The 5,214-nt window shown below is 73.6% G+C and carries 5 protein-coding genes and 1 tRNA gene; 2 read left to right on the top strand and 4 right to left on the bottom strand.

What is annotated here, in order from left to right; all coding sequences use genetic code 11:
* Positions 1–135 precede the first annotated feature (135 nt).
* The gene (locus ACPYOM_RS20780) at positions 136–1,005 is read right to left on the bottom strand and encodes a Bax inhibitor-1/YccA family protein (protein ID WP_481347405.1); all 870 of its coding nucleotides are present in this window, start codon (positions 1,003–1,005) and stop codon (positions 136–138) included.
* A 148-nt stretch (positions 1,006–1,153) separates the two neighbouring features.
* On the opposite strand from ACPYOM_RS20780, the gene ACPYOM_RS20785 reads away from it, so the two are divergent.
* Positions 1,154–1,228: transfer RNA gene (locus ACPYOM_RS20785), tRNA-Leu, on the top strand.
* A 218-nt stretch (positions 1,229–1,446) separates the two neighbouring features.
* Positions 1,447–3,054, top strand: coding sequence for a polyprenol phosphomannose-dependent alpha 1,6 mannosyltransferase MptB (gene mptB / locus ACPYOM_RS20790; RefSeq protein WP_481347406.1), 1,608 nt, complete (start codon positions 1,447–1,449; stop codon positions 3,052–3,054).
* 77 nt (positions 3,055–3,131) lie between these two features.
* On the opposite strand, the gene ACPYOM_RS20795 is transcribed toward mptB, so the two are convergent.
* From ACPYOM_RS20795 to ACPYOM_RS20805, 3 genes are all read right to left on the bottom strand, one after another.
* Positions 3,132–4,106 (bottom strand): Ppx/GppA phosphatase family protein, encoded by a 975-nt coding sequence (locus ACPYOM_RS20795; RefSeq protein WP_481347407.1) that lies wholly within the window; start codon positions 4,104–4,106, stop codon positions 3,132–3,134.
* Positions 4,099–4,677, bottom strand: a complete 579-nt coding sequence (locus tag ACPYOM_RS20800) for a DUF501 domain-containing protein (protein WP_481347408.1) — start codon at positions 4,675–4,677, stop codon at positions 4,099–4,101. The genes ACPYOM_RS20795 and ACPYOM_RS20800 overlap by 8 nt, the downstream gene beginning before the upstream one ends.
* A 46-nt stretch (positions 4,678–4,723) precedes the next feature.
* Positions 4,724–5,214, bottom strand: a 491-nt coding sequence (locus ACPYOM_RS20805) for an FtsB family cell division protein (protein WP_481347409.1), incomplete at its 5' end; no start/stop codon positions are given.

The raw sequence follows: 5,214 nt of genomic DNA on the forward strand, positions 1-5,214 counted from the left end.
TCCGTCGTCGGCAGCGTCAGATGTGTATAAGAGACAGGTCGAGCGGTAGCTGCTGCCACCGCCCGACCACGCGCCGGAGCTCCTCCGACACCTCCTGCGGGGTCGGCGAACCCACGCGCGAAGGTGCCACCCGCGTCAGTCGCGCAGCCGCGCGAAGAGGCGGACGAACTCGATGTAGAGCCACACGATCGACACGATGAGGCCGTGGGCGAGCAGCCACGAGTACTTCTGCGGCGCGCCGACGCGGACGGCGTGGTCGATGGAGTCGAAGTCGATCGCGAGCGAGTACGACGCGAGGCCGACGCCGAGGATGGACAGGACGACGCCGAGGCCGCCGCTGCCGCCGAAGCCCCAGCCGTCGATGACGCCCGTGAGCAGCAGGACGAACTGCAGCAGCGAGAACAGCCCGTAGCCGACGATGGCGAAGAAGAACATGCGACGGGTCTTGGCGTTGACCTTGACGAAGCCGGTCGCGTAGCCGATGTACATCGCCACGAACACGCACAGGGTCGCGAGCACGGCCATGAGCACGACGCCGTCGTACTTCGGCACCGAGTTGATGAACTGGCTGAAGGCGCCGACGAACGCGCCCTGCACGACGGCGTAGACGACGAGCAGCGGGACCGAGACCCTCTTCATGAAGGCGATGGCGAAGCCGAGCACGAGGGTGCCGATGGCGCCGCCGATCCAGAAGGTCAGGCCGAGCTGCTGGTTGTCGCTCGAGACGAACCACGCGGCGGCTGCCGTCGCGACGGTGATGACGAACAGCGTCAGGCTCTTCATGACGACGTCGTCGACCGTGACGCGGCCGGTGTCGACCGGGCCGGCGCTCTGACGCGCGTACAGCTCGTTCAGCTGCTCGGTCGTCAGGGCGGCCTGCGTCGCGTAGCCGGCGGTCGCGCCCTGGGTGGCCTGCTGCCCCTGCCGGGGGGACCCGAAGCCGGCGTACCGCTCCTGCTCGATCTGCTTGTTGAGCCGGTCGAAGACCGGGTTTCCACCTGCCATGTGAGTGTGCTCCTTGGGCACTGGTGCCACCGGTCGGTGGCAGCTGACACCAGACTAAGCGTCCGGCACCGGCCTGCAGGTTCCCCTGTGGACGGACGGGCAGGGAGGTTTCGCGTCGCAGCGGCATACTGGGCCCTGCCACCGGCCCGCCCCCGTGGCCCAACTGGCAGAGGCAGGCGACTTAAAATCGCCATCGGTGAGGGTTCGAGTCCCTCCGGGGGTACGTCCGGACAGGACGCAGGACGTTCGACGCGTCGGCGGCCCCGTCGGGCACGGTTCGGTCACGCTTTGTGGCCACCTGCCGGGCGTGGCACGTCGTCAGGGGCCCGGCTCCTCCTAGACTGGGCGGCATCGGGTCCAGGGGCCGGTCCGTCATGCCCCTGCGCGACCGATGCGCCGCACCACGTCGGGCTGCGGCGCACCACCCCTCAGGAGGACCAGGTGCTGGACGAGCGTGGCGCGAACGCGGTCGCCGCGTCCCCACGCGGGCAGCGGCTGGCCGCGACCGGGGTGGCCGTCGCCCGACCCGGGGCCGTCCAGCTGCTGGAGTTCCGCGACCGGTTCCTCGACGCGCTCCTGCGCAGCTGGCTCGACCCCATGGTCCGCCGGGGCATGCTCGGCATGGCCCTCGTGGCGGCCGGCTCGGTCTCGCCGGCGTTCCTGCCACGCGACGCGTTCGACCCCGGCGAGTCGCCCGTCATCACCGTGCTGCACCTGCAGTGGCTCGACAGCGGCGTCGGCCGCGTCGCCACCACGCTGCTGCTCGCCGTCGGCATGGGGCTGCTCGTCGACGCCTGGCTGCGGATGCGTCCGGTGCAGGGTCGGCGTCCCCCTTCCCTCGCGTGGCTGCTGTGGAGCGTGCCGGTGCTCCTCGCGCCCCCGCTGTTCAGCCGCGACGCGTACAGCTATGCCGCCCAGGGCAAGATCGTCTCCCGCGGCATGGACCCGTACGCCGTCGGACCGTTCTGGGTGCCGGGCCCCTTCGCGGACCAGGTGGACCCGATGTGGGCCCAGACGCCGGCCCCGTACGGGCCCCTCGCGCTGCAGGTCCAGCACCTCGTCGTCGCCGTCGCACCGGACAACGCGTACGCGTCCGCGGTCCTCATGCGGGTGCCGGCCCTGGCCGCGGTCGCACTGCTGGCCTACGCCCTGCCGCGCCTCGCCGAGCGGTACGGCTCGAGCGGTCGGCACGCGCTGTGGCTCGGCGTCCTCAACCCGCTCGTCGTCATGCACCTCATCGGCGGGGCGCACGGCGACGCCGTCATGGTGGCCCTCGTCGTGCTCGCGCTGCTGCTGGGCAGCCGAGGCCGACTCGTCGCGGCGGCAGCGACGGTCGCCGCCGCGGCCACGTACAAGCAGACGGCGGTCCTGGCCCTCGTCGGTGTCGTCGGCATGGCCGTGCAGGCGGGCGACCTCGCCCCGGGTGTCCGTGCGAAGGTCCGCGCGCTGCTACGACACGGCCTCGCGCTGGGCATCGTCTTCGCCACGGTGTTCTGCGCCATCACCGCGGCCACCGGCCTGGGTTGGGGCTGGATCCCGAACCTCTCGGTCCCCGTGTCGTTGCGCTCCCTGCTCGCGCCTTCCACCTTCCTCGGCAGCGCCGTCGAGTGGCTACTGCGCATCGGTGGCATGCCCCACAGCTGGGTGCAGACCCCCGTGCCGGTGGCCCAGACGATCGGCGTCGTCGCCGGGCTCGGCGTCATGGCCTGGCTCGCGTGGCGCCTCGCCGTGCGCAACCCCGTCCTCGCGACGGCCGGGGTGCTGCTCGTGCTGTGCCTGTCCGGCCCGGTCATCCACCCGTGGTACCTGCTCTGGGGCGGCGTCGTCCTCGCGGCGACGCGCCTGTCGGAGCGATGGGTGCGCGGCATGGTCGTCGTGACGCTCTTCTTCGTCACCTACGGCGTCGTCGACGCGACCGTCTCCAACGGCACGTGGGCCCTCGGGGTGTCGGCCGCGCTGTGGATGGTGGCCCGCCTGCGCGCCCACCGGCGCCGCGCGCAGGAGCAGGACCCGGTGCCCGGCCTGGTGCCCGCCCGCACGGCGTCCTGACCCGTCCTGACCCGACCTGCCCGGCCTGCCCGGCCGGGCACCGCAAGGCAGCGTGGCGCCCCGCGGGAAGGACGGCCTCAGCAGCGGCGCGCCGCGCTGAGGGCGATGCCGTCGAGGATGTCGTGCTCGGACGTCACGACGTCCGTGATGCCGGAGCGGTCGACGAGGCGCTCGACGACGCGCCGCCACACCAGGGCCCCCGCACCGATGACGTCGACGCGGCCCGGGTGCAGGTACGGCAGGGCGGCTCGCTCGGCGCGGGTCATGGCCAGCAGGTCGTCGCAGGCGGCGAGCACGGCGGGGACCGGGTTGCGCGACAGGTGGATCCGGCTCGCGTCGTACTGCGGGAGCCGCAGCAGGTGTGCGGTGATCGTCGTGACGCTGCCTGCCAGCCCGACGAGCGTCGCGATGCCGTCGAGCGGCACGACGGACTCGGCGAGGTCGAGCGCGGCGTCGATGTCACGGGTCGCGGCGGCCACCTCCTCCGGCGTCGGCGGGTCGCTCGCGAGGTGGCGCTCGGTCATCCGGACGCAGCCGACGTCGACGGACCGCGCCGCCTCGACGTGGTCCGTGCCGCGGACGAGCTCGGTCGAGCCACCACCGAGGTCGACGACGAGGTAGGGCCCGGCGATGCCGCGCGCGGCCAGGCCGCCGGTCGCGCCCTCGAACGACAGCGCGGCCTCCTCGTCGCCGGAGACCACCTCGGGCGTGACCGCGACGCCGACGTGCTCGCGGAAGGCCGTGTGGACGCCGTCGATGAACTCCGCGGCGTTGCGGGCATCGCGCGAGGCCGACGTCGCGACGAACCGGAGGCGCTCGGCGCCGAGCTCGTGGCACTGCGCGGCGTACTCACGCGTGACGCGAAGGGTGCGCTCCATCGACTCGGGCGCGATGACCCCGGTGCGGTCGACGCCGTGCCCGAGGCGCACGATCTCCATCCGGCGCAGCACGTCCTCGAGGACCCCGGTGTCGGGGTCGACGTCGGCGACGAGGAGGCGGATCGAGTTGGTGCCGCAGTCGACGGCGCCGACGCGGACGCGGCCCTCAGCCATCGGAGGGCTGCCCCGGGGTCGCCGGGTCCTGCGCCACGCCGGCGGCAGCCGCGTCCTCGGCGGCGTGGACCGCCGCGCACGAGGTGGGCGACCACCAGTCCTCGAGCTGGTCGAGCGCCTCGTCACCGAGCGGGTTGACGCCGGGGCCGGCAGCGAGCGAGTGCGCGACGAGGACGTGGAGGCACTTGACGCGGGTCGGCATGCCTCCGGCGGAGACGCCCTCGATCTCGGGCACGTGGCCGAGCTCGCCGCGTCGGGCCAGGTAGTGCTCGTGCGCGGCGGCGTACGCGGCCGCGAGGTCGGCGTCCTGACCGAGCCGGGCCGTCATCTCCTTCATCAGCCCGCCGGTCTCGAGCGTGCTCACGGCACCGGTGAGGCGCGGGCAGGTGGCGTAGTACGTCGTCGGGAACGGCGTGCCGTCGGGCAGCCGGGGCTCGGTCCGCAGGACGTCCGGCTCGCCGCACGGGCACCGGTGGGCGACCTCGGCCACGCCGCGGGGGCGGCGGCCGAGCTGACGCTCCACGGCGTCGAGGTCGGCGGGGTCGACGGGCTGGCGCGGGGTCTGGCTCACGGCTGCTGGTGCTCCGGTAGGGGGCGGCGGGCTGGCCGCACGGGGGTCACTGGTTGCGGGCGAGCCCGGCGGTGGGACGGTCCGCGATCTGCACCGACTGCCACACCTTGCCGTACCACGGCGCGGCGTCGTTGGCCATCGGAGCGGCCACGACCGGCCTGGCCGGGCCGGTGGTGCCCGGGTCGGCCCGGTCCGGGTCGATGACCGTGTAGGCACGGTCGCCGACGCGGACGAACTTGAGCCGCTCGCGCGCCTGCAGCTCGATGTAGGCGGGGTCCTTCCACAGCGCCACCTGGCGCTGGAGGTCCTGGACGTCCTGGCGCTGCTGCTGCACCTGCTCCTGCATGGCGGCGGTGTCGCCGCGCTGCTGGATGAGCGAGCGGAGGGTCGGCACGATCGTCACGGCCAGCATGACGAGGATGCCGAGCAGGATCGCGCCGCGCACCCAGGCCGTCGACGCGGACGGCGGGGCGGGCGGACCCGCGAGGCGTGCCGGGTCGGGTACCGGCCGACCGCGATCCCGTACCGCGGCCGCTC

Source organism: Monashia sp. HAY1-2A, from assembly GCF_056755315.1.

Bases quoted from the DNA above. Each gene is read 5' to 3' on its own strand.
- ACPYOM_RS20780 (WP_481347405.1), bottom strand. From the start codon at position 1,005: ATGGCAGGTGGAAACCCGGTCTTCGACCGGCTCAACAAGCAGATCGAG.
- ACPYOM_RS20795 (WP_481347407.1), bottom strand. From the start codon at position 4,106: ATGGCTGAGGGCCGCGTCCGCGTCGGCGCCGTCGACTGCGGCACCAAC.